This is a genomic window from Peribacillus simplex (assembly GCF_030123325.1).
In the GTDB taxonomy this organism is placed as follows: domain Bacteria; phylum Bacillota; class Bacilli; order Bacillales; family DSM-1321; genus Peribacillus; species Peribacillus simplex_D.
Map to the genome: position 1 here is coordinate 5299491 of NZ_CP126106.1, position 21603 is coordinate 5321093.

Below are 21603 nucleotides of genomic sequence, written 5' to 3' on the forward strand. Positions count from 1 at the left end.
ATGTGATGGTTTGGCTGGCAGATAGTCTCACGAATTACCTTATTAGACTTTATTTAAAAACCTATATGACAATATAATTTAATAAGTCCTATTCTGTCAGGATAAACTTACACTATTATATCAAAATTGGTTGGTGACCTGTTATAGTAATTGTCTTTTTTCATCGTTATTATTACAATTACTGTTATGCAACAGTATTAAAGGACCTTTTTTGGGATTTTAAGGGAAGCACGGTTATTGACCAATAACGGAGGAGGAGCTTATATGGAGAGTCATACAATCAAAGGCGTCGAACGGGTGGGTAATATGGATATCTATTTCGAATATGACCGAATCGATGATTCCCTCCCCACCCTTGTCCTGCTTCATGGATTTTTGTCGTCGAGCTTCAGTTTCCGTAAATTAGTGCCCTATTTAATCAAGGAATACAATGTGATTTCCATAGACCTCCCGCCATTCGGGCAAAGCGGAAAAGATTATCGATATACATATTCATTCCGGAACATCGCTAAGTCCGTCGTTATGTTCTTAGAGGGAAAAGACATCAGGAAATTCAGCATCATCGGCCATTCCATGGGCGGACAGATTTCCCTGCAGCTCATCAAATCATATCCTGATCTTGTCGAACATGCCATTCTTCTTGCCGGTTCAGGCTATCAGCCAGGCTATTCGGAGAAAATGAAGATGGTCAGTTACCTGCCTTTCTTTTCTTTCGGTATAAAACGGTATCTACAAAAATCAGGTATCGAAAAGAACTTGAAAAATGTCGTCCATGACCCGGCCATGATCGACGATGAAATGCGGCAGGGATATCTAGGGCCATTCATAAAGAAGCATGATATTTTCCGGGCATTGGGTAGGATGCTTCGAGATAAGGAAGTCGATTTGTTGAAGGAGGACCTTAGTGATATTCATACACCATGCCTGCTTATTTGGGGAAGGCATGATCGAGTGGTGCCATTGAATATTGGCCAAAGGCTCCATGAAGACCTGCCTAATTCCAAGCTTGTTGTACTTGAGGATACCGGGCACCTTCTTCCAGAGGAGAAGCCGGAAGAAGTGTATCAATTAATTAAAGGATTTATTGGAGTGGCCACCCCAACGTAATTCACGAGTAAAAGCACAAACTCACGAGTAAAAGCCCATTTCACGAGTAAATCGCCCAAATTCACGAGTAAACCGCACAATCTCACGAGTAAATCGCACAATCTCACCAGTAAACCGCCAAAACTCACGAGTAAACGGCACAAACTATGAGTTAGCTGCACAAACTATGAGTATAGAGCAAAAAACAACGTAAAAAAGGTGCCCCTGATTTCTGGGTACACCCTTTTTCACCTTAGATCGAACAGCTTGCATCATTTTTTATGATGAGCAGCTTTTTTGCAACTTCCAGGCACTTTTCCATCTGAACGGATTCATCGAACGAGAACTCGTAAATGGATTTTATTTTTTCCGCCAGTACCTTTGGATCATCTATATCTCGGATCGCTACGACCGTATCTGCAATTTCGGGCTCATAAAGATCCCATCCTATTTTGAATGGGTCCCAATCTTGTAAAACGGCAACCAACGCTAAATTCATTTGCTGTGTATCCATTTAATCATCACCTGCTCAATATTTTCAAAGAACATGATTTCATAGTATCATAACAACAGGCTTTTCGCGAAATGACAAATTTTATTCGGTGGTGGATATTTTGAACAAGTCAATATTCGAAGAACAAATAAACAGGGAAAATTCAGGGTCTGCAAAATGGGATAAAAACTCGCTCACATCATTGTACGGGCGCGAAGATGTCCTCCCGATGTGGGTTGCCGATATGGACTTCCCATCTCCTGAGGGCATTCAAAAGGCATTGATGGAACGTTTGAACCATCCAATTTTCGGCTATACGGTCCCTTCTGAAACGGTTTTTACCGAAATTCAAAGTTGGCTTAAAGACCGGCACTCCTGGCAAATCGATAAAGAGTGGGTCTCATTTAGCTCTGGGGTCGTTTCTGCAATCGGTACAACGATCCAAGCATTCACGAACCCGGGCGATAAAATATTGTTACAATCTCCAGTCTATACCCCATTTTTTGATATGATCAAAAATAATGACCGGGTAGTGGTCAATAGTCCCCTTATCATGGAAGAGGACCGCTTCGAGATTGATTTCACTGATTTTGAGGACAAGCTGAAAAGCGGAGTGAAACTATTCCTTTTTTGCAGTCCGCATAACCCTGGCGGACGCGTTTGGACAAAGGACGAACTGTTACGAATCGGGGAGTTATGTGAAAAATATAATGTAGTCATCGTCAGTGATGAGATACACGCCGACTTATTCCATAAATCATCAAGGCATTATCCGATCGGCTCGCTTTCAAAAAATTTAGCGGACATAACCGTTACATTGATGGCGCCAAGCAAAACATTCAATATTGCCGGCCTTCAGGCTTCATTCCTGATCGCCAGTAATGGAAAATTGCAGAAGCAACTGCAAAAGGCGCAAACGAAACTGGCCTTCCATGGTCTTAACATCTTTGCCTTAACAGCAATGGAAGCCGCGTATCGAGAGGGCCTGGAATGGCTTGAAGACATGATTGGCTACATTGAGGAAAATATAAAAGTGGCAGAGGAATTCATTGCTGCTGAAATTCCTTCACTGCATGTCATGCATCCGGAAGCCTCTTACCTTTTATGGATTGACTGCCGTGACCTTGGATTGACCGACAAGGAAATTAAGGATCGACTTATCCATCAAGGGAAGCTCGCATTGGAGCCTGGTTCTAAATACGGACCTGGCGGAGAAGGTTTCGTCCGAATGAACCTCGGCTGTTCACGCAGCGTCCTGATGGATGGGCTAAACCGTTTGAAATTGGCGTTTTCATGAATAAAAAGAAGAACCAGGCCTAGAATCCTGGTTCTTCTTTTTCAATCTTTTTCTTCATCGACATAAGGATCATGCTCATATCGTGGCAAATCCCCAAACGAGGTTTGAATATTTTCTTCAAAAAGTTCTTCCTTCAATTCTTGATATTGGGAATTCGGATATACCGTTATCTCTTTACCGTATAAATCGACACCAACGAAATTTTCATAATCTTCGACATATCCGATATTTTCTTCGGACTCGACATACATATCTTCGTAATCGTTTGGCGGATTTGCAAAATCGGATGGCGATTCAGATGTTCCATAACTGGCAACATCCTGCCAAGAATCCTCCGCATCGTATGCAACCGATTCGTGACGGTCATCATAATCAAACTTTCCAAATGGGGGGCCCAGCACTTCCTCTTCCACCGGCCGATTGTCCGAAGTTTCCTGTGATGGGGTGTGCTCGACACAATAAGTCGTGGTAGGGATGGCTTTCAAACGTTCAAGAGGTATTTCCTTTGAACAAACCTCACACTTTCCATACTCACCTGCCTCGATGGCGGAAAGAGCTCGTTCAATATCCCTTATTTCATCGCGATCATGCTCGGAAAGGGCCAAATCCTTTTCCCGTTCATATAACTCGGTTCCTTCATCTCCGGGATGATTATCGTAACTCGATAACTCACCTGTCGAATCCTCCAAACTTCTTCTTAAATCGTAGTTGCCTGAATCATTTAATCGCTCTTCCAACTCTTGCTTCGATTGCTGCAATTGCTGTTGAAATTCTTTAAGCTGCTGATTGGATAGCATGTGCAACATCCTTTCAAAATCGTTCTTCCCTCTAGTATTTCTCTCATCCCGCTATTCCATAAAGGTACTTTTTACCTTAGGGATAATTTAATTCAGATAACAGAAGCTAACTTAGAAATATTAACTTCAAGGAGGGCATCCAAATTGTATTTCTATAAAGAAGACTTAATCAATATGATCGTTCCCGATAAGCCTGATCCGAATGCAGCAAAAGTACTTCAGGAAACGCTTGGAGGACAATTTGGTGAAATGCGGACGATGATGCAGTATTCTTTCCAAAGCGCAAACTTCCGCGGCAAGGCTAAACAATATCGCGATTTACTCCGTGGAGTTTTCTTGGAGGAACTTAGCCACATTGAACTTGTCCAATCAACCATCAACCAGCTGCTGAATGGTGCTGGCGGGAATATGCCTGGGGATTCCGCTATCGATGGCGCCCCATTGGATGAAGTCATCAACGGCGGCGCAAACCCCCATCACTTCATCATTGGTGCGAAAGCATCCCTTCCCGTCGATGCTGGCGGCAATCCATGGAATGGATCATGGGTTTATGATCACGGTAACCTTGTGGCTAACCTTTTGAACAATGTCATGCTTGAATCCACGGGGGTCCTGCAAAAGTCCAGGATTTATGAAATGAGTTCCAATAAATCGATGCGCGAAACACTGGCATTTTTGATGGTTCGCGACAATGCCCACCAAAATGCATTTGCCAAGGCATTAGAAACTCTTGGGGTTGACTGGGGGAAAATCTTCCCTGTACCTAATTATGATTTGAACAAATATCCTGAATGCCGCAAATATGTGGATTTAGGCTACCATAATGCCCAATTCAACTTCAGGTTGGACCAAACTCAAATCGGCGAGATTTTCAAAGGGGAGACACCGAGCCGAAATGGCGGAAACCTTGCTGTTACCGATCCGCCAAAAGGATTCCCTGTCCCTGAAATGCCAGATATGCCAAATGAACATAGCCCTGGCTTGAGTGATTTGAACAATTAAAAAAGAAGGCGGACACATTCCGCGTCCGCCTCCTTTTTTAATTATTTATATATTTCTCAAAAACATAGCCAAAATCTTTAACATGGTACTTTTTCCGGCTATCCATCAACCATTCGAAAGCTGCGGAATTTATTTCCTTGAAACTTGCAGCCATTTGGCTTCCATCAGTGCGAACCTGGTTCAAAGTGGAAGAAGCAAGGTTTACGCTTTGCTGGGCATATTGAAGGGCATACTCATTCTCATGGCAAATTTCCGATATTTTCACGAGTGATTTGAATAAGTCTTTTAATTCTTCAATGAATTTCTTATGGACATCAATCGAGAAAGTCTTCGCCCCGATCGAAAATTTAATTTCCGCATCCAAATCCACGGTCCCTGCGGTTTCAAGCGTAGCGTTGGAAATATTATGCTGGCTGTAGCTATATCTTGTAAGTGTACGCTTTTTGCTTATGGCACTTGTGCCGTCCAAATGTATGAACGCTTGATTCGTAAAACAATACTCATCGGTTTTAGATTTGATCAGGAAATAAATTTTTTCCCCATCTTCATGCATGATATAATCATCTGCATCCACCTTGTCATAATCGGCAGGATTAATCACACTTCCAATATCACTAAGACCAAGGGCATCCGCCGCCATTTTCTTGAACATCCCTATTCCCCCTATCAAAATCCAGGTGAATTACACCTTATTATAAGTATTTCTCCAGTATTATCTCGTCTCTGATCGGAATTCCATCAAAACTGTAAAATGGTATTTCGGGCTTGATTTTCCGTGATTCTTCAACGGCATTTTTAACGATTTCCGAAATGACATAACCACGCTTTTGAAAAAACTTCAATGCCTGTAAATTATCGTTCGTTGTAATCGCTTTAATAGTATGGCAATTTTTTTCCTTAGCGATATTTTCCATCACATAAAGCAACGATGAGCCCACACCCTGATTCTCATGCTCACTATTCAAAGAGATGATCTGACAAACATGGTCGGATAATTTGTATGTTCCCAACCCCGCGATTTTTTCATTCTCGTCCATCACCCCAACACCCTCAAGTTCCGCATAATGAAACAAGCCTCTTGAAAAAACCACTTGAGTCGTCTCCCAGTGCTGAATGAAAAAATCCTTAACCGTATCTGCCGCAATCATTCTTTTCGCTATGATTTGCATAACCAATTACGCCCCCAAAATTTCTATCTCTATGTTTATAGTATAAAATGCTTATGCTGATAAGGGAACATTTAATTCTTCACGACCTTCTAACAAAACATAATACCATTCATATTCAGATAATCAATATTAAAGAACGGGGCTCGCGATGCACGGCACTTCCGGGATCAAGAAATGGTATCATCCTTTATTCGCTGGTTCCTTCTGGTGACCTCATCTTCGAATTGCTTGGTTTTCATTTCTTCCTTCTTTGAATATCTGATAATTGCCCTCATCGTCAAAACGGCTGCCACTAAAAAAATGAAGCAAGTTATACCAGCCGAGATATATTCAGTCTTGTCTTCTGGAAAGTAAAGAAACAAGCCCAGTAAAGCATGATTGAGAAAGTCCATCCGAAACATCCTTCCTGATAGGGAATTAAACTGCATTATCCCATTATATCAATTACCAGAACAATCCACTAGTGGGCCTAATCCACTAAAACCTAAAAAAACGAGAGGCAATAAGCCCCCCGCTTCTCTTTTATATTATAAAATGGTGATCCCTTTAATGACTACGTCCACTGCTGGCTTGTCTCCCGCAACTGTCTCCACGTTAGCAATCGTATCAACAATGTCCATGCCTTCGACCACTTGTCCAAAAACAGAGTGTTTATGATCCAGCCATGGTGTGCCTCCTTGTTCCATATAAGCACTGATGATTTCCTCCGGATAACCTGCTTGCTTCATTTGCTCACCCATCCTGCTGTCCACATGCTGGGCTTGTACGACGAAGAATTGGCTGCCGTTTGTTCCCGGACCTGCATTAGCCATGGAAAGAGCTCCGCGCAAATTGAATAATTGCATAGAGAACTCGTCCTCAAATGGAGTGCCCCAGATACTTTCTCCACCCATTCCAGTCCCTGTCGGATCTCCACCTTGAAGCATGAAATCCTTGATGACACGGTGGAAGATGATTCCTTCGTAATAACCGTTTTCAGCATGTGTCAAGAAATTCTCCACTGTCTTTGGAGCCAGTTCAGGGAATAGTTTAATTTTAATATCGCCCATCGTCGTTTGCATGATGACCGCTTTTTCATTTTCCAAAACTTCACTTGTTAATTGTGGAAAGTTTGTCATGGTACATAACCTCTTTCTTTTTAAAAATAAAATGGCATGAAACACCATTTTTCATCTTCATTTGTACACTTTACACGATTTTCATAAAAAAAGCATCTTTACGAAATTGAACAAATTCGCTGTGAAAAATCGTTGTTCTTATGTATCATGAAGGAAGTTAAAAGAAAGGTGGTAGGGAAATGTCAGAACAGGATTTTAAAATCGGCGATAAGGTCACCGCCATATATAAAACTGGAAAATACATCGGGGAAGTCACCGATATCAGACCTGCTGCATATCTTGTTAAAGTGTTGGCTGTCTTGAAGCATCCCATGCAGGGAGATCTTCATAACCCGAAGCAAACGGAAGTGTCCATGTTCCATCAGCGGCGTGCTCTTGCATTCCGGGAGCAAACCAATGTACCAAAGAACATGGTAAGGAACTTTGATGAGGAGATTCCTGAGTATAAGGAATCCTTAAGAGAAGCTGTTGAGAAAATGAAAAGCACTTTAAGCGAAGCCCATACAGAGTGGAATGATAAAAGCTTACAGTTGCTTGAAGATCTAGCGGCAGACTATTTCAAATAAAGCATGATAAAAGCCAAATCAGTAGTATATGATTTGGCTTTTATAACGCTAAATGATTCAATACCTTTGATAAATCAATGCGATCGCCAATTGTCGTCGGTTCATGATTTTTCATATAACTTTTATCTTTCTCTACTAATTTAAAGATATTATATGTCGTAATGGCATCATCCAGCGCCCTGTGATGCTTGCCTGTCCCTTCTTTGCCATAGGCCTGTACAGCTTTCCAAAGTCCGGTTTGGTTTTGATCCCCGAAAAAGCGTTTATACTCCAGGCAAAGATCAATTTGTTTCCCTGAAAAAGGGAAATCCAACCCTGCTTTCTGACAGTTCTGGCGAAGCACCTTCATGTCCATATTTCCCCATGTAACAATCGTCGTCGGGTGCTGCTCATCTATTTTCTTCAATAAAGTAACCAGCTCTTCAAATGAAATCCCCTGGTCCACCTGATCCTGTGCAATGTTCAAGAACTTCTTGCATCTTCCCGTCAAAACTGGAAATTTCATTGGGTTAACAAAAGATGAGAATTGTTCCTGAATGGTCTCATTAATGACGGTGACTAAACCAACCTCAATGATTTCCGGATAAAACCCTACTGGATTGGCTTTTCCTTCCGGCATCGTAAATTCAAAATCAATGAATACATATTGCTGTTGTTCCTCCATTTTTATGACCCCCTTCATATTCTTGACATCAACATATAAACAAAAAATGGTTTTTTCTCATTATAACAGAAGATTTAGAAAGTTATTTTCTTGGAATCGTAATACACCATCCGGATACGGATCCTGACATCATACCTCATTCACCCAAAAATCTTAATTGTCTACCTTATTTGGATCATGATGGATGAACAAACCAAAAGTACCATTTTTTCATCCCTTCAATCCAAGGACATACTAAAAATATATTTGTTAGGAAGTTGAACTATGCGCACGTATCTTGGTTATATCACGATTTTCCCCTTCGTTCCCATATTGATCCTTTTCATTTTCCTTTCTTATCAGGAGTGGTCCTTAACCAATCTCCCTATCATGTACTCGACGAGCGAATTCCCATTGAATCGATAAAACTGGCTCAGAATAGTCACATGAAGGCCGCAAATGGAAAGGTCATCAGTGAAATTTCCACTGGTGAGAAAAACTTGAAGACATCCTACTTTTCCTGGAAAACCTGTTCATCGTTACAAAGGATCAGAAATTTTATGATCATGCAGGCGTTGACATATCCGGCATAAGCAGGGCGCTTCTTATCCATTCACAAAATAAAACAATCGAACAAGGCGGCAGTACCATTACCCAGCAACTCTCCAGGAATGTTTATCTCTCACATGATAGGACGTATAACCGGAAATCATGGAGCTGTATTTGAATGCCATATATTTCAGTAATGGAACTTATGGAATCGAAGCTGCTTCCCAGTATTATTTCAGTAAACCAGACTGGAGAGTTATCCAAGGCGGAACTTGCCTTCCCGGCCGCAATCCCTAATAATCCGGAAAACTATAATCCTCTTAAACATTTCGATGCTACGAAAAAGCGTCAGGAGAGATTACTGAAACAAATGGCGGCCGAAGGTGATTTAAAACAGGACGAGTACGAAATGCTTATCAAAAGTACGATTAAATTAGACTTGTCCACCCCGGTCGACTTATATCACGATTACGTGACGTATGTTCATCAGGAATTGAAAAACCTGGTTGCATCCCACGAGGGTCTCGACAAGTCCCGATGTCGCTATACGTAAGCAGGCGGAAGCCGTGCTGGATGAAAAGGTAAAAAAGCTTTTGAATTCCGGTTTAACCATCCATACCGCCCTCGATACTAAACTGCAAACACAGTCAAAGACTGTAGTTCAATCAAAAATTGGTGTCAATGATATCGAGGGAGCTTTAGTGGTTATACAGCATCATACGCACGAGCTTGTCTCTTTGATTGGGGGAAAGGATTATAAAAAAAATTCTTTCAATCGGGCATACCAAAGCTATAGGCAGCCAGGCTCAGCCATTAATCCACTTCTCGATTATGTTCCCTATTTAGAAGAAACGGATGCCGACATCAATCAGCTCGTTAGCGGAGCAAGCTATTGCCCAAAGAACTATAGCGGCGACAGCTACGGAATGGTCACACTAAGAAATGCCTTCGCTCAATCCTATAACACACCCGCCATTAGGCTTTTTGAAAAGACGGGGATGGAAACGAGTTTCAAGTACTTGGATGCTTTCGACTTTAAAAAGGTAAGCAAAAAAGACCACCATACAAGTTCGTCCATAGGCGGATTCGAATATGGCATGAGTCCCCTTGAACTGACGAATGCCTATACTTCCTTCAATGATGGAAACTATCAGCCATATAGCCATAATAATGAAGGTGCCATCTCGGCACCAATCCCACCAGCCTAAGATAAATTCAGGCTCGGGCTTAACTTATTGACAAAATAAATTAAAGCCACAATATTCGTTGCGATAAAGATCGACCCAAGCCCGATGATGAATTGAACACTGAACAATGAACAGGCACCGCCAATCACATATATGACAGATCCCTTTCTTACACTGTTCAGGGCTTTACCTTCCGAATCCTTGGAAAAGAATAATAAAGACAGCTCCCATATCATATCGGAGATCAACTTCAATGCAGCAAAAACCATGAAGAATAATAGGAGCAATACGATCAGCAGCGCCAGCTTTATGCCGGTTTCAGAAAAGAAATCAAGCATCCCTTGGTAGATTCCCAAATTCCCAAATAAATTGAGCATTTACATTTCCCCATAAACGGCAAAGGAGAGGCTGAATAATAAGATTGAATTGATTGGTAATAGCTAAGTAATGTGTGTTTTTCATGATTTCTCCATCCATGCATCTTTTATCCTAATTACGCTAGATAATCCATCATTTTACAATGGATACTCTACTAATTCACCCTAGAAAAAAATTTTTTAGGTCAGTTCCCCCTCCTTTTCTACCTATATATAAAACTTCATTCAAGTTGGCCTTCACCGTTTTCAAAGCCATGCAAACCCACATAAATTGCGTTATACTTTTAAGCGAGACAAGCATTCGATAAAAAAATACATATTCAGCGAAGCTTTCCTAACGTCTAGGATTGGTCAAAAAAAGCATAATAAGACGACTGACTTCGTTTTAAAAAGGGGGGGGTTTTATGTCTTTACTTCATTGGGCGGTATTATCACCGTTTCTATTAGCAATTATTGTACCAATATTATACAAACTATTTCGACAAATACACACAGGATGGTTTGTATTGATTTTACCGATTCTCCTTTTCACCTATTTTTCAAGGTTCATTTCCTTGACCAAACAAGGGGATATCATTATGGAGAGCGCTACATGGATTCCTTCTCTCGGAATTCATGTTGATTTCTATGTAGATGGACTAGGGCTTTTGTTCGCCTTGCTCATTACTGGTATAGGTTCGCTCGTCGTTCTGTATTCCATTTTCTATTTATCGAAAGAGAAAGAAAAGCTGAACCAATTTTACGTCTTCCTTTTGCTTTTCATGGGAGCGATGCTTGGTGTCGTCCTATCCGATAATCTAATTGTCCTTTATACATTTTGGGAATTCACGAGTTTATCATCTTTTCTATTGATAGGATATTGGAATGAAAGGGAGCGTTCACGTTATGGGGCGCAGAAATCCCTGCTGATCACTGTGCTTGGCGGCTTAAGCATGCTTGGCGGCATCATTCTCCTTTCCATTATGGGGAACACATTCAGCATTCGTGAACTGATTGCCCAAAGCGGGGAACTTATGGACCACTCGCTCTTCATTCCTGCACTTTTGCTTGTGCTGCTTGGCGCGTTCACCAAATCCGCACAGTTCCCGTTCCATATCTGGCTGCCTGACGCGATGGAAGCCCCGACACCGGTCAGTGCTTACCTTCATTCCGCCACAATGGTCAAGGCCGGAATTTATTTGGTAGCCCGATTAAGCCCTGTTTTTGCAGAATCAGGATTATGGTTCTGGCTCGTTTCGATCGCCGGATTAATCACCCTGTTCTGGGGTTCATTCTCTGCAATCAAGCAGACTGATTTAAAGGGGATTCTCGCTTTTTCCACCATCAGTCAGCTCGGATTGATCATGTCGCTTTTGGGACTTGGTGCGGCGGCCCTTCACTATGAATCTTTTGGGGAAAATATATACTTGGCAGCCACGGTTGCTGCAGTTTTCCACTTGATTAATCATGCGACCTTTAAAGGCAGCCTTTTCATGGTTGCAGGCATCATTGACCATGAAACCGGTACACGTGATATCAGAAAGCTTGGCGGATTGATGCAGTTGATGCCGATCACTTTCACGGTCGCTGTCATAGGTGCTTTTTCAATGGCTGGACTTCCGCCCTTCAATGGTTTTTTGAGCAAGGAAATGTTCTTGGCCAGCATGGTGAATGTATTGGAATTGAATATCTTCAATATGGAGACATGGGGGGTCCTTTTCCCTGTGGTGGCATGGGTAGCCAGTGTTTTCACTTTTATATATAGCATGATCGTCGTGCTCAAACCCTTTACAGGCAAACTTCAGTTGCAACTATTGGACAAGAAGCCCCACGAGGCACCGGTCGGGATGCTGATATCCCCGATCATCCTTGCTTCGTTGGTCATCGTTTTCGGTATTTTTCCAAACTTGCTATCTTCACGAATCATTGAACCTGCGGTTGCCGGCATACAGCCAAGCTTGGCGGGTGCCGATTTCAAAGTCCATATCGCCTTCTGGCATGGATTCAATACTGAAGTCTGGATGACCGTCGGCATCATAGCATTTGGAATCCTTTTATACAAAACGCTCCCGAAGTGGCAGAAGATCACTCAGTGGATTCCTGAGCGTATCTCCCTGAATGCTTTGTATGATAACGGGGTTAGAGGGCTCGAACGCTCAGCATCTTCCGTCATGAAATTTTTAATGACAGGTTATATTCGGACATATCTGCTGTCAATCTTCCTTTTCTTCATTCTCTCATTGAGCTTTACACTCTATTGGAAGGATGCATTTAAGTTGGATACAGGGAATTTTGCCCCGATCGGCATATATGAATTGGTATTAGCAGCGATCATCGTGATTGGCTCGATCGCCATTCTGTTTGCAAGATCCCGTTTAACTTCCATTATCATTTTAGGAGCGGTCGGTTATGCGATTTCCTTATTTTTCGTTTTGCTGCGGGCACCGGATTTAGCCCTGACTCAACTAGTCATCGAAACGATTTCGGTATCCCTGTTTTTGCTCTGTTTCTTCCACCTTCCGTTAATGGCAAGCAGAAAGGAAGAACGGATGACATTCAAGTTGAATAACGCCTTGATATCCATCGGTGTAGGAGTCATCGTGACATTGATCGCCTTATCGGCACATAGCAATAAACTATTTGGTTCCATATCAAATTACTATCTTGAAAATGCTTATAAGGAAGCAGGCGGAAAAAACGTCGTAAATGTCATTCTCGTAGACTTCCGCGGACTTGATACGATGTTTGAAATCAGTGTCCTTTCCATCGCTGCGCTCGGAATATTCGCGATGATCAAATTGCGTTTGACGGGGGGGAAAGATAAATCATGAAGCAAAATGACCTGATACTCCAAACGGTTACGAAAGTCGCCGCCTTTGTTATCCTGCTGTTCGCGGTTGCCATCTTTTTAGGCGGGCATTATTCGCCAGGAGGCGGGTTTGTCGGCGGTTTAATGACATCGGCCGCCATAGTCCTGCTGTTGCTCGCTTTCGACATTAAGACCGTTACCGGCATCTTGCCGATTGACTATAAGTTAATGATCGGTTCAGGCTTGTTCATATCAAGCCTGACCGTAGCCGGTGGGCTGGTGTTCGGGGTGCCCCTCATGACACATGTTTATCATTATGTTGATTTACCGCTTCTTGGGCACATTTCGCTTCATACCGCGGTACTTTTTGATCTGGGAGTTTATCTTGTGGTTGTTGGTGTAACGATGACCATTATTCAAACGATAGGGGAGAGTGAATAATGGAACTTTTAATGGCCATTGTCATTGGAATACTATTTATGTGTGCGACATATTTAATGCTTTCCAAAAGCATTTTAAGAATCATAATCGGTACTGGGCTGCTCAGTCACGGCGCCCACCTTTTGATTTTGACGATGGGCGGTTTGAAAGGCGGTTCCGTTCCATTGCTGAGTGATGAAGCTGCATCCTATGTCGATCCGCTTCCGCAAGCGCTTATCTTGACGGCGATCGTCATCAGTTTCGGGGTAACATCATTCCTGCTGGTACTTGCTTATCGGACCTACCAGGAACTCGGTACGGATGACATGGAAGAAATGAGAGGTACGGAAGCGAATGAATAATCTTACTTTCATGCCTGTTTTATGGCCGCTTTTCACAGGCATCTTTCTCATTTTCTTTGCAAAAAAAATCAAGCTGCAAAGAGGGATATCCCTTTTTTCCTCTCTTATGGGAATTGCGATTTCCCTTTATCTGGTATTTACGGTCCATACTCAAGGGATCTTGACTTTAGGTGTCGGCAGCTGGGACGCGCCATTCGGGATCGTGATCGTCGCAGATATGCTTTCTTCACTGCTGGTACTGACCACGAATATCATTGGATTGTCCATATTGCTTTACTCGTTTCACTCCATAGGGGAGGAACGTGAAAGACATTATTATTATCCTGTTTTTCAATTTTTGCTGATTGGTGTAAACGGTGCCTTCCTTACGGGGGATCTTTTCAATCTATTCGTTTTCTTCGAAGTCATGCTGATGGCTTCCTACGTGCTTCTTGTACTGGGAGGGACGAAAATCCAGCTGAGGGAATCATTGAAGTATATCATCGTCAATGTGCTTTCCTCTTCCTTTTTCGTCATCATGGTGGCGTACCTTTATTCAGTTCTAGGAACATTGAACATGGCGGACATCAGCCAAAGGATAGCGGAAGTCCACCAGCCTGGAATCGTCTCGGTGATAGCGATTGGCTTTCTGATCGTATTCGGTTTGAAGGGAGCCATTTTCCCGCTCTTCCAATGGCTCCCTGGGTCCTATTATGCTCCACCCATTCCAGTGATGGCCCTATTCGGGGCATTGCTGACAAAGGTCGGGATATATTCCATTTTCAGGACCTATACAATCATGTTTTATCATGACCAGGATTTCACCCATACTTTCCTTGCGATACTTGCAATCTTGACCATCATCATCGGTGTCATTGGTGCGATAGCTTATTGGGATGTAAAAAAAATCATCATTTACAATATCATCATCGCAGTCGGGGTTATCCTGTTCGGCATCTCCGTCATGAATGAACAGGCTTTATCAGGCTCCATTCTATATATCATTCACGACATGCTGATCAAGGCTGCACTCTTCCTGCTGGTGGGAATCATGATCAAAATCAGCGGATCGGATGATTTACGGGACATGGGCGGCTTGATCAAGCAATACCCGGCCGTTGCATGGACCTTCTTCATAGCCGCCATTTCATTGGCTGGTATCCCTCCGTTCAGCGGTTTTGCCGGCAAGCTCCTGATTCTTCAGGGAGCTGCCGAAAAAGGGGCCTACCTTGGAATGGCCATTGTCTTACTTTCAAGTTTGATGGTCCTATATTCCGTCATGAAAATATTCATGAATGGATTTTGGGGAACTCCGAAAGCTGATTATGCCTTAACTAATCAAACGGTTAATCAAATGCTGGTCCCTGCCGTCATACTTGTGATCATTTCCGTTTTATTCGGAGTGGGAACCGAATCGATTTACCCATTCATTACACAAGCTGTGGATTCATTAATGAATCCCGAAATCTATAACAAAGCGGTTTTAAAGGAGTAGTGCCTGATGTCATTCCAAATTTTACTGAATGTGTTCCTTGCGGTTATCTGGATGTTTTTGAAAAATGAGTTTAACGGGAGCACTTTTATCATCGGATATATATTGGGGCTCGGCATCATGTTCGTCTTCCGTCATTTTTTCAATGAACGTTTTTATTTGAAAAGGGTGAATGCCGTCATTCTATTGCTCCTCATATTCGCAAGGGAACTCATACTTTCCAACATTAGCGTCCTTAAGGCCGTGCTTAAACCGAGCCTGGATATGAGACCTGGCATATTCGCATTTGAAACCGTGCTGACTAAGGATTGGGAAATTACGATACTATCAAATTTAATTACACTTACACCAGGAACACTTGTCGTTGAAGTATCGGAAGATAATCGGATTCTTTATATCCACGCGATGGATATTGCCGACAAAGATGAGGCTGTGGACAGCATTAAGAATACATTTGAAAAAGCGATTATGGAGGTGGGCAAATAATGTTCGATCTAATGCTTAAATTCGCGTTGCTAGGTGTTTCGCTTTCCATGATTGGATTCTTATACCGTTTAATCAAAGGGCCTTCCGTACCGGATCGGGTCATCGCACTCGATGCAATGGGAATCAATCTTATCGCAATAGTTGCACTTGCCTCCATTGTCATGGATACAAGCGCATATCTGGAGGCCATTCTTCTGCTCGGGATCCTATCTTTCATCGGAACGGTCGCTTTCGCCAAATTCCTTGAGAAAGGGGAGATAATCGAAGATGACCGCAATCGTTGAAATCCTATCGGCCCTATTCCTACTAATGGGAGTCTTTCTCTTTTTAGTCTCGGCTTTCGGCATCATCCGGCTGCCCGACGTCTATACTAGAAATCACGCTGCCTCAAAGAGCTCGACACTTGGAATCATGTTCATCCTGATCGGCACCTTGTTATATTTTTACTATGAACATGGCCATTTCGATTTCCGGGTCGTGCTCGCGATCATCTTTATCTTCATGACCAGTCCTGTTGCCGGACATTTAATCATGCGCTCGGCTTATCATACTGGCGTAAAAATGTGGGATCGGAGTGTCCAGGATGATTTAAAGAAAACCCGGTGATCCCTGCCATGCAAAAGAGCTGCCCTGATTACAGGAGCAGCTCTTTTCTGTTTCAATCTTTTAAAAATACCTGGTCGCCCACTCTGATTTCACCTGTTTGCATGACCGAGGCATATACGCCAAAATGATTGTTCCTTTCCTTGACGACAGTTTTCAGTAATGATGGATCTCTGTGTGAATCACTTGGATCGACAGTTATGATCATACAGCGCTCACAATGCCTTTTGATCTCCAATTCCACTTCATTTCCGATTAGAATCCTTTTTCCGAACCATTGCTCTTCTAAAAAGGGCGTTTTGTTCACTAAATTTAGCACTAAATTTTGCCTGAATCTCCTGCCATCCAGCTCTTTACCCCAAAGCTTTGACAATTCGCCAATCGAGGCATCACTGACAAGCAGGATGTTTTCTTCTTCAATCGCACCTAACGGAATATGTGCAGGATGATAAACAACTGGTGCTGCTTCCTGTTTCAACAACCGCTCCATTTCCTCCTGAAAGGCTTCCTCTCCCCATGTCAGCACCTGTCCTGTTGGGGTCTTCACCTTGATTTCCGGATATTGGCCAAGGGTTTCCTCACCAGCAAAAGCAGCTTGATAACGGACCATTTCCGGGACTTGGGTTATCGTAAGGAACTTTCCATTTTTGCCTTTAAAGGCATGACTGCGATCTCCATATAGTCCATAATCCATCACCCTCGTTTTCTGTACCTGTTCACCAGTGAATGATTTTACAGGATGACGGGTGATTTCTTGTATATGACCAATCAGCATAAAAAAACCTCTTTTCATACAATAATCTTCTGCCATTTTATAATTAAACCGGACATTGTAGAATCATTATCCAACTTTATTGCGATTGTTCTTAGATTCACTTTGGCTTTGGTAAGTCGATAACGGCCAATGTACAGCGTGAAACGCAGATAAGATGATCCTCTTCATCACGGATTTTCACGTCCCACACCATCGTCGTCTTCCCGCGATGGATGATGTTCCCTTCTGCGGTAACAAAACCGGAACGGACGCCCCTTACATGATTGGCATTGATTTCAAGGCCGACGACAGCTTGTTTTGCACTATCCACCAGCTGCATGCCGCCAAAACTTGCAACAGATTCGGCAAGGGCAACGGACGCTCCCCCATGCAATAAACCATAAGGCTGCCTAGTCCGTTCATCCACAGGCATCGTTGCAATGACTTTCCCATCACCGACTTCTTTCATTTCTATCCCAAGCGTGCCTATCAATGACTTTTCAATATTTCTCTCCATCCCATTACCCCCAACTCTCATGTTTTTTTTCTTGCCATGTACATCAAAAAAATGAATCACTATTCATATCAGTATACAAAAAAAGGATGACCCAAGTCTATCAAGTCATCCGTCAATAATGTGAATTGTATTATTTGGAGAGGATTTCTTTTAATTCAAGCCAGCTTGTCAATCTTGGAATATCCAATTCCCTATTATAGGAGTTATCCATTGCATACACTTTCGTCGGAAGATCCAATAAAGTTTCCAACACTGCCGGTTTATCATCAAAATAATAATCCAATTCCAATTTGCGGATCGTATCAATTTTTTCATGATCCTTCATACCGCAGTAAAAGTGGTCATCCTTAACCGGAAAGCCGTTTTCAATCAGCCATTTTTTCGTCCGTTCACCATGCTCCGCTTTTCTGGCGGTGATGTAATAGATTTCATGACCATCGCGTTCAAGCTCCTGCAGCGTTTCCACTGCGCCCTCGAAGGCTGGACAGGATGAATAATACACTTCTTCGGCAAGGCTGTTCCACATCTTGCCCCCCGCCTCTTTATCAAGCCCGAAAGCTTCATGGATCTCCAACGTCTTTAAAGCTCTGAATTTCGTTATCTCTATGTTCGTATTAAGCTTTTCATTATAAAGATGGAACGCGAACTCCCTCAAGTTAATAAGGGTATCGTCAATATCAAAACCGAATTTCATATCCTTCACTCCCATTCAAACATAAGCGGCGGCAAACTGTGATGCGAAGGAAATTTCCTTGTCCACCTGGATGGCCTGTAATCTTTCAATTTCAGCTTTTCTTTTTGGCTCAGCCATTTTAAGACCAAGGAAACCAGTATCCCCCTGCCGGATGCATCCAGAAATAAGCTCGGCTAATATATCGGCATCCTTCATGGCACAATTGAGTCCAAACGCACCTGTAGGTGTCATCGTATGGGCTGCATCACCTAATAAAGCAACGCCATCCTTTGTCCATGTTTCACAATAGCTGCTGTAAACATCCAATAAAATGAAGTCATGCCAAGAGCGGATATTTTCACTCACAACCTTTTTTAATTCAGGAAAGGCAAAAAGCAAATCTTCAATGAATGGCTCAAAATGCTGTTTTCGCAAATGGGGGAACGAACCATGCTCTATATTCCAGCCAATTTGGATGAAACCTCCAGACTGAGTGAAGAGGGCAACCTGTGAGCCATTGACCAATGCCATCTTGATCGAAGGCTTCCATCCCTCGGGGGCTGGAATTTTTGCCCATAGTAAATCATAACCATGATTTTTAATCACCACTGGAATCCCCGCTTTTTTTCGAACAATGGAAAATCTGCCGTCCGCTCCGATTATCAATGAACTTTGCACTTCCAGGTCATTTCCGCCATTTCGAGCCTTGACACCCGTAAAACGGCCCATTTCATTCTGTATCAAGTCCGTAACCCTCGTATTCATCATCAAATGAAAAGAGTCCAGCTTTTCGGCTTCAGTCAATATAGCTGTAAGCAGATAATTTTGAGGGACATGTATCCCAACATGATCGACAGGCCATTCAGGGAAAATCCTTTTGAATATTTGGCCGTCATTCCAATATTCAATTTGTTCCATCCTAAGCAAGCCTAGTCTTTCCACACTCTCGAATAAACCATGTTTTTTAAGAATGCCCTCTCCTTCATCGTTCAAGAACTCGCCCCTGAACTCCCTTGAAACCTCAGAATGCCTCTCAAGCAATACGACTGAAATGTCCTGCTTGGCCAATAGGTAGGCCAGCAGGGCTCCTCCAGGTCCTGATCCTACTATGCATACATCTGATTTAACCAACATGCCTCTTCACCTGTTGTCTATTTTAATTTAGGATAAGCCGTGATGCGTATGTCCTCGCCAAACGTTTCCACGCCAGAGAAGGAAACATCCATCGCTTCATCCATCGTATCCACATTCATTCCAGTAAACGGTGTTAATGAGTTTCTTCCGCCCAATAGTTTAGGGGCTATATATATCAAGTATTTATCGATGAGCCCTTCCCTAAGGAAAGAGGCATTCACTTCGCTTCCGCCTTCCAGCAAGACATCTGTAATCCCCTTTTTATACAGCTCTTCCATCAAAGCCCTCAGATTCAGTCCCGTCTCGTTTTTGGGGACGAAAATGAATTCGATCCCTTTTTCACGTAATAGGTTTAATTTATCCGCTGGTGCATTTGCCTGCGTTACGATCAAGGTTTTCGCATCTGATACTTGTACAACATTGGCATCCAAGGGAACCCGTAATTCACTGTCTAAAATGATCCGGACCGGATTTTTCCCTCCGCCCTCCGGAAGTCTGGTCGTCAGTGATGGATCATCGGCCAATACTGTCCCGATACCAACAAGAATGGCATCCACCTCATCACGCAGCAAATGAACGGAGTGACGTGACTCTTCCCCTGTTATCCATTTTGAATGGCCTGTGTGGGTTGCAAGTTTTCCATCAAGCGTCATCGCATTCTTCGATATGACAAATGGACGATTCGTGAGCATATTGTGAATGAAACGCTCATTCAGCCTTTGAGCTTCCTTTTCCAGGATGCCAACTTCCACTTCAATGCCCGCATCCTTTATGATCGATATCCCTCTGCCGGCCACCTCCGGATTCGGATCCTGAGTAGCCACAACAACTCTTCGCACACCTGATTCTTTCACCAAATTTGCACAAGGAGGTGTCTTTCCATAATGGGAACAAGGCTCAAGAGTCACATATAGCGTTGCACCTTCTGCATACTCACCCGCCATTTTGAAAGCATGTACTTCCGCATGCGGTTCACCCGCTTTACGGTGGATTCCTGTCCCGGCTATCACACCGTCTTTGACTATGACTGCACCGACCACTGGATTCGGATTCGTCTTTCCTTTTGCACTGGCCGCCAAATCCAGTGCCAGCTTCATGTAATATTGATCATCATTCATACTATAGCTCTCCTTATACAATCAAAGTTGGCTTCTTTTGGGGAATATGTCCAGACTTCTTAACCTTTGTATCCAGATAGAAACTATTATCTTCCGTCAAACCGCCCCAAAGCGGAATATGGTCCTTTGCCGCAAGTCCATGCTTCATGAGGGCGTCCAGCTTTTTCGGGTTGTTCGTGATTAAAGTCACCGGATCCTCGCGCAGTTCGCTCAACACTCGAATGGCTCCCTCGTAAGATCGCGTATCATCTTCGAATCCTAACGCCTCATTCGCCTCGACCGTGTCATAACCCTCCTGCTGAAGCAAATAGGCAAGTGATTTGGAAAACAGGCCAATCCCTCTTCCTTCATGGTCTGCAAGGTAAAAGATGGCCCCGCACCCATGCTCGGCTATCATTTTCATTGATTGGTGGAGCTGGTAGCCGCAATCACAGCGTTTACTGCCGAAGATATCACCTGTGTGACAGATGCTATGCATCCGTACAAGTGCATCCCCCGAGTTTTTAAAATCCCCATACACCAATACGGAAGATTGCTGTCCAAAAGCGAGGTTGGCTTCCGAAAGCGAATCAAGCACCGCTTCCTTGTCATTGTCCGCGCCGTCAAGCTGAAGCCATGTATACCATTGGAATACAGTTGAGAAATCTCCTTGTTCAACAGGCAGGTTCACAGGCCCCACAAGGCATATATCAGCTTTCCCCGGGGTTTTGATGATATTCATTTTATCTATTAAAAGGTTTTTTGTTTTTTCGGTTATTTTCATGTTAACATCACCTATTTTATAAATTTATAGTGTGTCTTCTCCTTACTTTAGGTAAGTAAGTATATTACTATACACTATACCTGTCAATGAAGCAGTTTACAAATAATAGTGTGTCTTTGATCATAATTTTCAAGAAGTTTTGGTGAAGAAGAAAGGTCATTCACAAACCGCTATCATATCGGCTGGTCTTTATACATATTTTAACGTATAACGAAAACGTGTCTATAGAC

Annotated in this window: 27 protein-coding genes and 1 pseudogene; 14 read left to right on the plus strand and 14 right to left on the minus strand. The window is 42.9% G+C overall.

Annotation, left to right across the window (positions count from 1 at the left end):
• Window positions 1-264 precede the first annotated feature (264 nt).
• The gene (locus QNH43_RS25250; RefSeq protein ID WP_283916151.1) at window positions 265-1107 is read left to right on the plus strand and encodes an alpha/beta fold hydrolase; all 843 of its coding nucleotides are present in this window, start codon (window positions 265-267) and stop codon (window positions 1105-1107) included.
• Window positions 1108-1339: 232 nt separating this feature from the next.
• Here the strand turns inward: QNH43_RS25250 and QNH43_RS25255 are convergent, their stop codons facing one another.
• Window positions 1340-1600, minus strand: a complete 261-nt coding sequence (locus tag QNH43_RS25255; RefSeq protein WP_283916152.1) for a DUF1871 family protein — start codon at window positions 1598-1600, stop codon at window positions 1340-1342.
• Window positions 1601-1691: 91 nt separating this feature from the next.
• Between QNH43_RS25255 and QNH43_RS25260 the strand changes: the two genes are divergently transcribed.
• Complete coding sequence (locus QNH43_RS25260) at window positions 1692-2876, plus strand: MalY/PatB family protein (RefSeq protein WP_349654820.1); 1185 nt, start codon at window positions 1692-1694, stop codon at window positions 2874-2876.
• A 41-nt stretch (window positions 2877-2917) separates the two neighbouring features.
• Here the strand turns inward: QNH43_RS25260 and QNH43_RS25265 are convergent, their stop codons facing one another.
• On the minus strand, window positions 2918-3673 hold the full coding sequence (locus QNH43_RS25265) for a TraR/DksA C4-type zinc finger protein (RefSeq protein ID WP_283916154.1): 756 nt from the start codon (window positions 3671-3673) through the stop codon (window positions 2918-2920).
• 144 nt (window positions 3674-3817) lie between these two features.
• Here QNH43_RS25265 and QNH43_RS25270 point away from each other — a divergent pair, with 144 nt between their 5' ends.
• Window positions 3818-4675 (plus strand): manganese catalase family protein, encoded by an 858-nt coding sequence (locus tag QNH43_RS25270; protein WP_283916155.1) that lies wholly within the window; start codon window positions 3818-3820, stop codon window positions 4673-4675.
• Window positions 4676-4712: 37 nt separating this feature from the next.
• On the opposite strand, the gene QNH43_RS25275 is transcribed toward QNH43_RS25270, so the two are convergent.
• The 4 genes from QNH43_RS25275 to QNH43_RS25290 form a co-directional block, all read right to left on the minus strand.
• Window positions 4713-5327 (minus strand): PH domain-containing protein, encoded by a 615-nt coding sequence (locus QNH43_RS25275; RefSeq protein ID WP_283916156.1) that lies wholly within the window; start codon window positions 5325-5327, stop codon window positions 4713-4715.
• A 40-nt stretch (window positions 5328-5367) separates the two neighbouring features.
• On the minus strand, window positions 5368-5844 hold the full coding sequence (locus tag QNH43_RS25280; RefSeq protein WP_076368118.1) for a GNAT family N-acetyltransferase: 477 nt from the start codon (window positions 5842-5844) through the stop codon (window positions 5368-5370).
• A gap of 167 nt (window positions 5845-6011) precedes the next feature.
• Entirely contained in the window at window positions 6012-6236 is a 225-nt protein-coding gene (locus tag QNH43_RS25285; protein ID WP_076368119.1) for a hypothetical protein, read from the minus strand.
• Window positions 6237-6371: 135 nt separating this feature from the next.
• Window positions 6372-6962 carry a peptidylprolyl isomerase gene (locus QNH43_RS25290; RefSeq protein ID WP_283916157.1) on the minus strand — a complete coding sequence of 197 codons (591 nt, stop codon included), beginning with the start codon at window positions 6960-6962 and terminating at the stop codon, window positions 6372-6374.
• Window positions 6963-7141: 179 nt separating this feature from the next.
• On the opposite strand from QNH43_RS25290, the gene QNH43_RS25295 reads away from it, so the two are divergent.
• Window positions 7142-7528 (plus strand): kinase-associated lipoprotein KapB, encoded by a 387-nt coding sequence (locus QNH43_RS25295; RefSeq protein WP_283916158.1) that lies wholly within the window; start codon window positions 7142-7144, stop codon window positions 7526-7528.
• A 40-nt stretch (window positions 7529-7568) separates the two neighbouring features.
• Here the strand turns inward: QNH43_RS25295 and kapD are convergent, their stop codons facing one another.
• Window positions 7569-8192 (minus strand): 3'-5' exonuclease KapD, encoded by a 624-nt coding sequence (gene kapD, locus QNH43_RS25300; RefSeq protein WP_283916159.1) that lies wholly within the window; start codon window positions 8190-8192, stop codon window positions 7569-7571.
• 514 nt (window positions 8193-8706) lie between these two features.
• Here kapD and QNH43_RS27895 point away from each other — a divergent pair.
• The 3 genes and pseudogenes from QNH43_RS27895 to QNH43_RS25310 all read left to right on the plus strand — a co-directional run bounded on the left by QNH43_RS27895 (window position 8707) and on the right by QNH43_RS25310 (window position 9928).
• Window positions 8707-9017: pseudogene (locus QNH43_RS27895) on the plus strand (transglycosylase domain-containing protein).
• Window positions 8899-9273 (plus strand): transglycosylase domain-containing protein, encoded by a 375-nt coding sequence (locus tag QNH43_RS25305; RefSeq protein ID WP_283916160.1) that lies wholly within the window; start codon window positions 8899-8901, stop codon window positions 9271-9273. Before QNH43_RS27895 ends, QNH43_RS25305 begins: the two are co-directional and overlap by 119 nt.
• Window positions 9274-9286: 13 nt before the next feature.
• A complete protein-coding gene (locus tag QNH43_RS25310) occupies window positions 9287-9928 on the plus strand; it encodes a penicillin-binding transpeptidase domain-containing protein (protein WP_283916161.1) in 642 nt (213 codons plus the stop codon).
• Here QNH43_RS25310 and QNH43_RS25315 read toward each other — a convergent pair.
• Window positions 9925-10284 carry a DUF5366 family protein gene (locus tag QNH43_RS25315; protein WP_283916162.1) on the minus strand — a complete coding sequence of 120 codons (360 nt, stop codon included), beginning with the start codon at window positions 10282-10284 and terminating at the stop codon, window positions 9925-9927. The genes QNH43_RS25310 and QNH43_RS25315 overlap by 4 nt on opposite strands.
• Before the next feature lie 404 nt (window positions 10285-10688).
• On the opposite strand from QNH43_RS25315, the gene QNH43_RS25320 reads away from it, so the two are divergent.
• Genes QNH43_RS25320 through mnhG form a run of 7 tightly spaced genes read left to right on the plus strand, consistent with a single transcriptional unit; the run spans window position 10689 to window position 16417 of the window.
• Window positions 10689-13094, plus strand: coding sequence for a Na+/H+ antiporter subunit A (locus tag QNH43_RS25320; protein ID WP_283916163.1), 2406 nt, complete (start codon window positions 10689-10691; stop codon window positions 13092-13094).
• On the plus strand, window positions 13091-13513 hold the full coding sequence (locus QNH43_RS25325; protein ID WP_098371445.1) for a Na(+)/H(+) antiporter subunit B: 423 nt from the start codon (window positions 13091-13093) through the stop codon (window positions 13511-13513). Before QNH43_RS25320 ends, QNH43_RS25325 begins: the two co-directional genes overlap by 4 nt.
• Window positions 13513-13854: a Na(+)/H(+) antiporter subunit C gene (locus QNH43_RS25330; protein WP_076368129.1), complete on the plus strand. Its 342-nt coding sequence runs from the start codon at window positions 13513-13515 to the stop codon at window positions 13852-13854. Before QNH43_RS25325 ends, QNH43_RS25330 begins: the two co-directional genes overlap by 1 nt.
• Window positions 13847-15328, plus strand: a complete 1482-nt coding sequence (locus tag QNH43_RS25335) for a Na+/H+ antiporter subunit D (RefSeq protein ID WP_283916164.1) — start codon at window positions 13847-13849, stop codon at window positions 15326-15328. The genes QNH43_RS25330 and QNH43_RS25335 overlap by 8 nt, the downstream gene beginning before the upstream one ends.
• Before the next feature lie 6 nt (window positions 15329-15334).
• Window positions 15335-15811, plus strand: a complete 477-nt coding sequence (locus tag QNH43_RS25340; RefSeq protein ID WP_283916165.1) for a Na+/H+ antiporter subunit E — start codon at window positions 15335-15337, stop codon at window positions 15809-15811.
• Between the two features lie 11 nt (window positions 15812-15822).
• Window positions 15823-16095: a Na(+)/H(+) antiporter subunit F1 gene (locus tag QNH43_RS25345; protein ID WP_434060216.1), complete on the plus strand. Its 273-nt coding sequence runs from the start codon at window positions 15823-15825 to the stop codon at window positions 16093-16095.
• Window positions 16079-16417: a monovalent cation/H(+) antiporter subunit G gene (gene mnhG, locus QNH43_RS25350; RefSeq protein WP_076368132.1), complete on the plus strand. Its 339-nt coding sequence runs from the start codon at window positions 16079-16081 to the stop codon at window positions 16415-16417. Before QNH43_RS25345 ends, mnhG begins: the two co-directional genes overlap by 17 nt.
• Window positions 16418-16469: 52 nt before the next feature.
• Here mnhG and QNH43_RS25355 read toward each other — a convergent pair whose 3' ends face one another.
• The 6 genes from QNH43_RS25355 to QNH43_RS25380 all read right to left on the minus strand — a co-directional run bounded on the left by QNH43_RS25355 (window position 16470) and on the right by QNH43_RS25380 (window position 21373).
• Window positions 16470-17189 carry an MOSC domain-containing protein gene (locus QNH43_RS25355; RefSeq protein WP_283916167.1) on the minus strand — a complete coding sequence of 240 codons (720 nt, stop codon included), beginning with the start codon at window positions 17187-17189 and terminating at the stop codon, window positions 16470-16472.
• 97 nt (window positions 17190-17286) lie between these two features.
• Window positions 17287-17685, minus strand: coding sequence for a hotdog fold thioesterase (locus tag QNH43_RS25360; RefSeq protein WP_283916168.1), 399 nt, complete (start codon window positions 17683-17685; stop codon window positions 17287-17289).
• Between the two features lie 130 nt (window positions 17686-17815).
• Window positions 17816-18379 carry a 5' nucleotidase, NT5C type gene (locus tag QNH43_RS25365; RefSeq protein WP_076368134.1) on the minus strand — a complete coding sequence of 188 codons (564 nt, stop codon included), beginning with the start codon at window positions 18377-18379 and terminating at the stop codon, window positions 17816-17818.
• 15 nt (window positions 18380-18394) lie between these two features.
• A complete protein-coding gene (locus QNH43_RS25370; protein WP_283916169.1) occupies window positions 18395-19492 on the minus strand; it encodes an FAD-dependent monooxygenase in 1098 nt (365 codons plus the stop codon).
• Between the two features lie 17 nt (window positions 19493-19509).
• The gene (ribD, locus tag QNH43_RS25375) at window positions 19510-20610 is read right to left on the minus strand and encodes a bifunctional diaminohydroxyphosphoribosylaminopyrimidine deaminase/5-amino-6-(5-phosphoribosylamino)uracil reductase RibD (protein WP_283916170.1); all 1101 of its coding nucleotides are present in this window, start codon (window positions 20608-20610) and stop codon (window positions 19510-19512) included.
• A 13-nt stretch (window positions 20611-20623) separates the two neighbouring features.
• Window positions 20624-21373 (minus strand): GTP cyclohydrolase II, encoded by a 750-nt coding sequence (locus QNH43_RS25380; protein ID WP_283916171.1) that lies wholly within the window; start codon window positions 21371-21373, stop codon window positions 20624-20626.
• Between the last annotated feature and the right edge of the window lie 230 nt (window positions 21374-21603).

Excerpts from the sequence above, each read along its gene's own strand:
- QNH43_RS25255 (WP_283916152.1), bottom strand. The coding sequence starts at position 1,600 with ATGGATACACAGCAAATGAATTTAGCGTTGGTTGCCGTTTTACAAGAT.
- QNH43_RS25315 (WP_283916162.1), bottom strand. The coding sequence starts at position 10,284 with ATGCTCAATTTATTTGGGAATTTGGGAATCTACCAAGGGATGCTTGAT.
- QNH43_RS25305 (WP_283916160.1), top strand. The coding sequence starts at position 8,899 with ATGCCATATATTTCAGTAATGGAACTTATGGAATCGAAGCTGCTTCCC.
- QNH43_RS25285 (WP_076368119.1), bottom strand. The coding sequence starts at position 6,236 with ATGGACTTTCTCAATCATGCTTTACTGGGCTTGTTTCTTTACTTTCCA.
- QNH43_RS25295 (WP_283916158.1), top strand. The coding sequence starts at position 7,142 with ATGTCAGAACAGGATTTTAAAATCGGCGATAAGGTCACCGCCATATAT.
- QNH43_RS25290 (WP_283916157.1), bottom strand. The coding sequence starts at position 6,962 with ATGACAAACTTTCCACAATTAACAAGTGAAGTTTTGGAAAATGAAAAA.
- QNH43_RS25340 (WP_283916165.1), top strand. The coding sequence starts at position 15,335 with ATGTCATTCCAAATTTTACTGAATGTGTTCCTTGCGGTTATCTGGATG.
- QNH43_RS25360 (WP_283916168.1), bottom strand. The coding sequence starts at position 17,685 with ATGGAGAGAAATATTGAAAAGTCATTGATAGGCACGCTTGGGATAGAA.
- QNH43_RS25335 (WP_283916164.1), top strand. The coding sequence starts at position 13,847 with ATGAATAATCTTACTTTCATGCCTGTTTTATGGCCGCTTTTCACAGGC.
- ribD (WP_283916170.1), bottom strand. The coding sequence starts at position 20,610 with ATGAATGATGATCAATATTACATGAAGCTGGCACTGGATTTGGCGGCC.
- QNH43_RS25325 (WP_098371445.1), top strand. The coding sequence starts at position 13,091 with ATGAAGCAAAATGACCTGATACTCCAAACGGTTACGAAAGTCGCCGCC.
- QNH43_RS25250 (WP_283916151.1), top strand. The coding sequence starts at position 265 with ATGGAGAGTCATACAATCAAAGGCGTCGAACGGGTGGGTAATATGGAT.
- QNH43_RS25320 (WP_283916163.1), top strand. The coding sequence starts at position 10,689 with ATGTCTTTACTTCATTGGGCGGTATTATCACCGTTTCTATTAGCAATT.
- QNH43_RS25345 (WP_434060216.1), top strand. The coding sequence starts at position 15,823 with ATGCTTAAATTCGCGTTGCTAGGTGTTTCGCTTTCCATGATTGGATTC.
- mnhG (WP_076368132.1), top strand. The coding sequence starts at position 16,079 with ATGACCGCAATCGTTGAAATCCTATCGGCCCTATTCCTACTAATGGGA.
- QNH43_RS25275 (WP_283916156.1), bottom strand. The coding sequence starts at position 5,327 with ATGTTCAAGAAAATGGCGGCGGATGCCCTTGGTCTTAGTGATATTGGA.
- QNH43_RS25265 (WP_283916154.1), bottom strand. The coding sequence starts at position 3,673 with ATGCTATCCAATCAGCAGCTTAAAGAATTTCAACAGCAATTGCAGCAA.
- QNH43_RS25330 (WP_076368129.1), top strand. The coding sequence starts at position 13,513 with ATGGAACTTTTAATGGCCATTGTCATTGGAATACTATTTATGTGTGCG.
- kapD (WP_283916159.1), bottom strand. The coding sequence starts at position 8,192 with ATGGAGGAACAACAGCAATATGTATTCATTGATTTTGAATTTACGATG.
- QNH43_RS25355 (WP_283916167.1), bottom strand. The coding sequence starts at position 17,189 with ATGCTGATTGGTCATATACAAGAAATCACCCGTCATCCTGTAAAATCA.
- QNH43_RS25280 (WP_076368118.1), bottom strand. The coding sequence starts at position 5,844 with ATGCAAATCATAGCGAAAAGAATGATTGCGGCAGATACGGTTAAGGAT.
- QNH43_RS25380 (WP_283916171.1), bottom strand. The coding sequence starts at position 21,373 with ATGAAAATAACCGAAAAAACAAAAAACCTTTTAATAGATAAAATGAAT.
- QNH43_RS25365 (WP_076368134.1), bottom strand. The coding sequence starts at position 18,379 with ATGAAATTCGGTTTTGATATTGACGATACCCTTATTAACTTGAGGGAG.
- QNH43_RS25370 (WP_283916169.1), bottom strand. The coding sequence starts at position 19,492 with ATGTTGGTTAAATCAGATGTATGCATAGTAGGATCAGGACCTGGAGGA.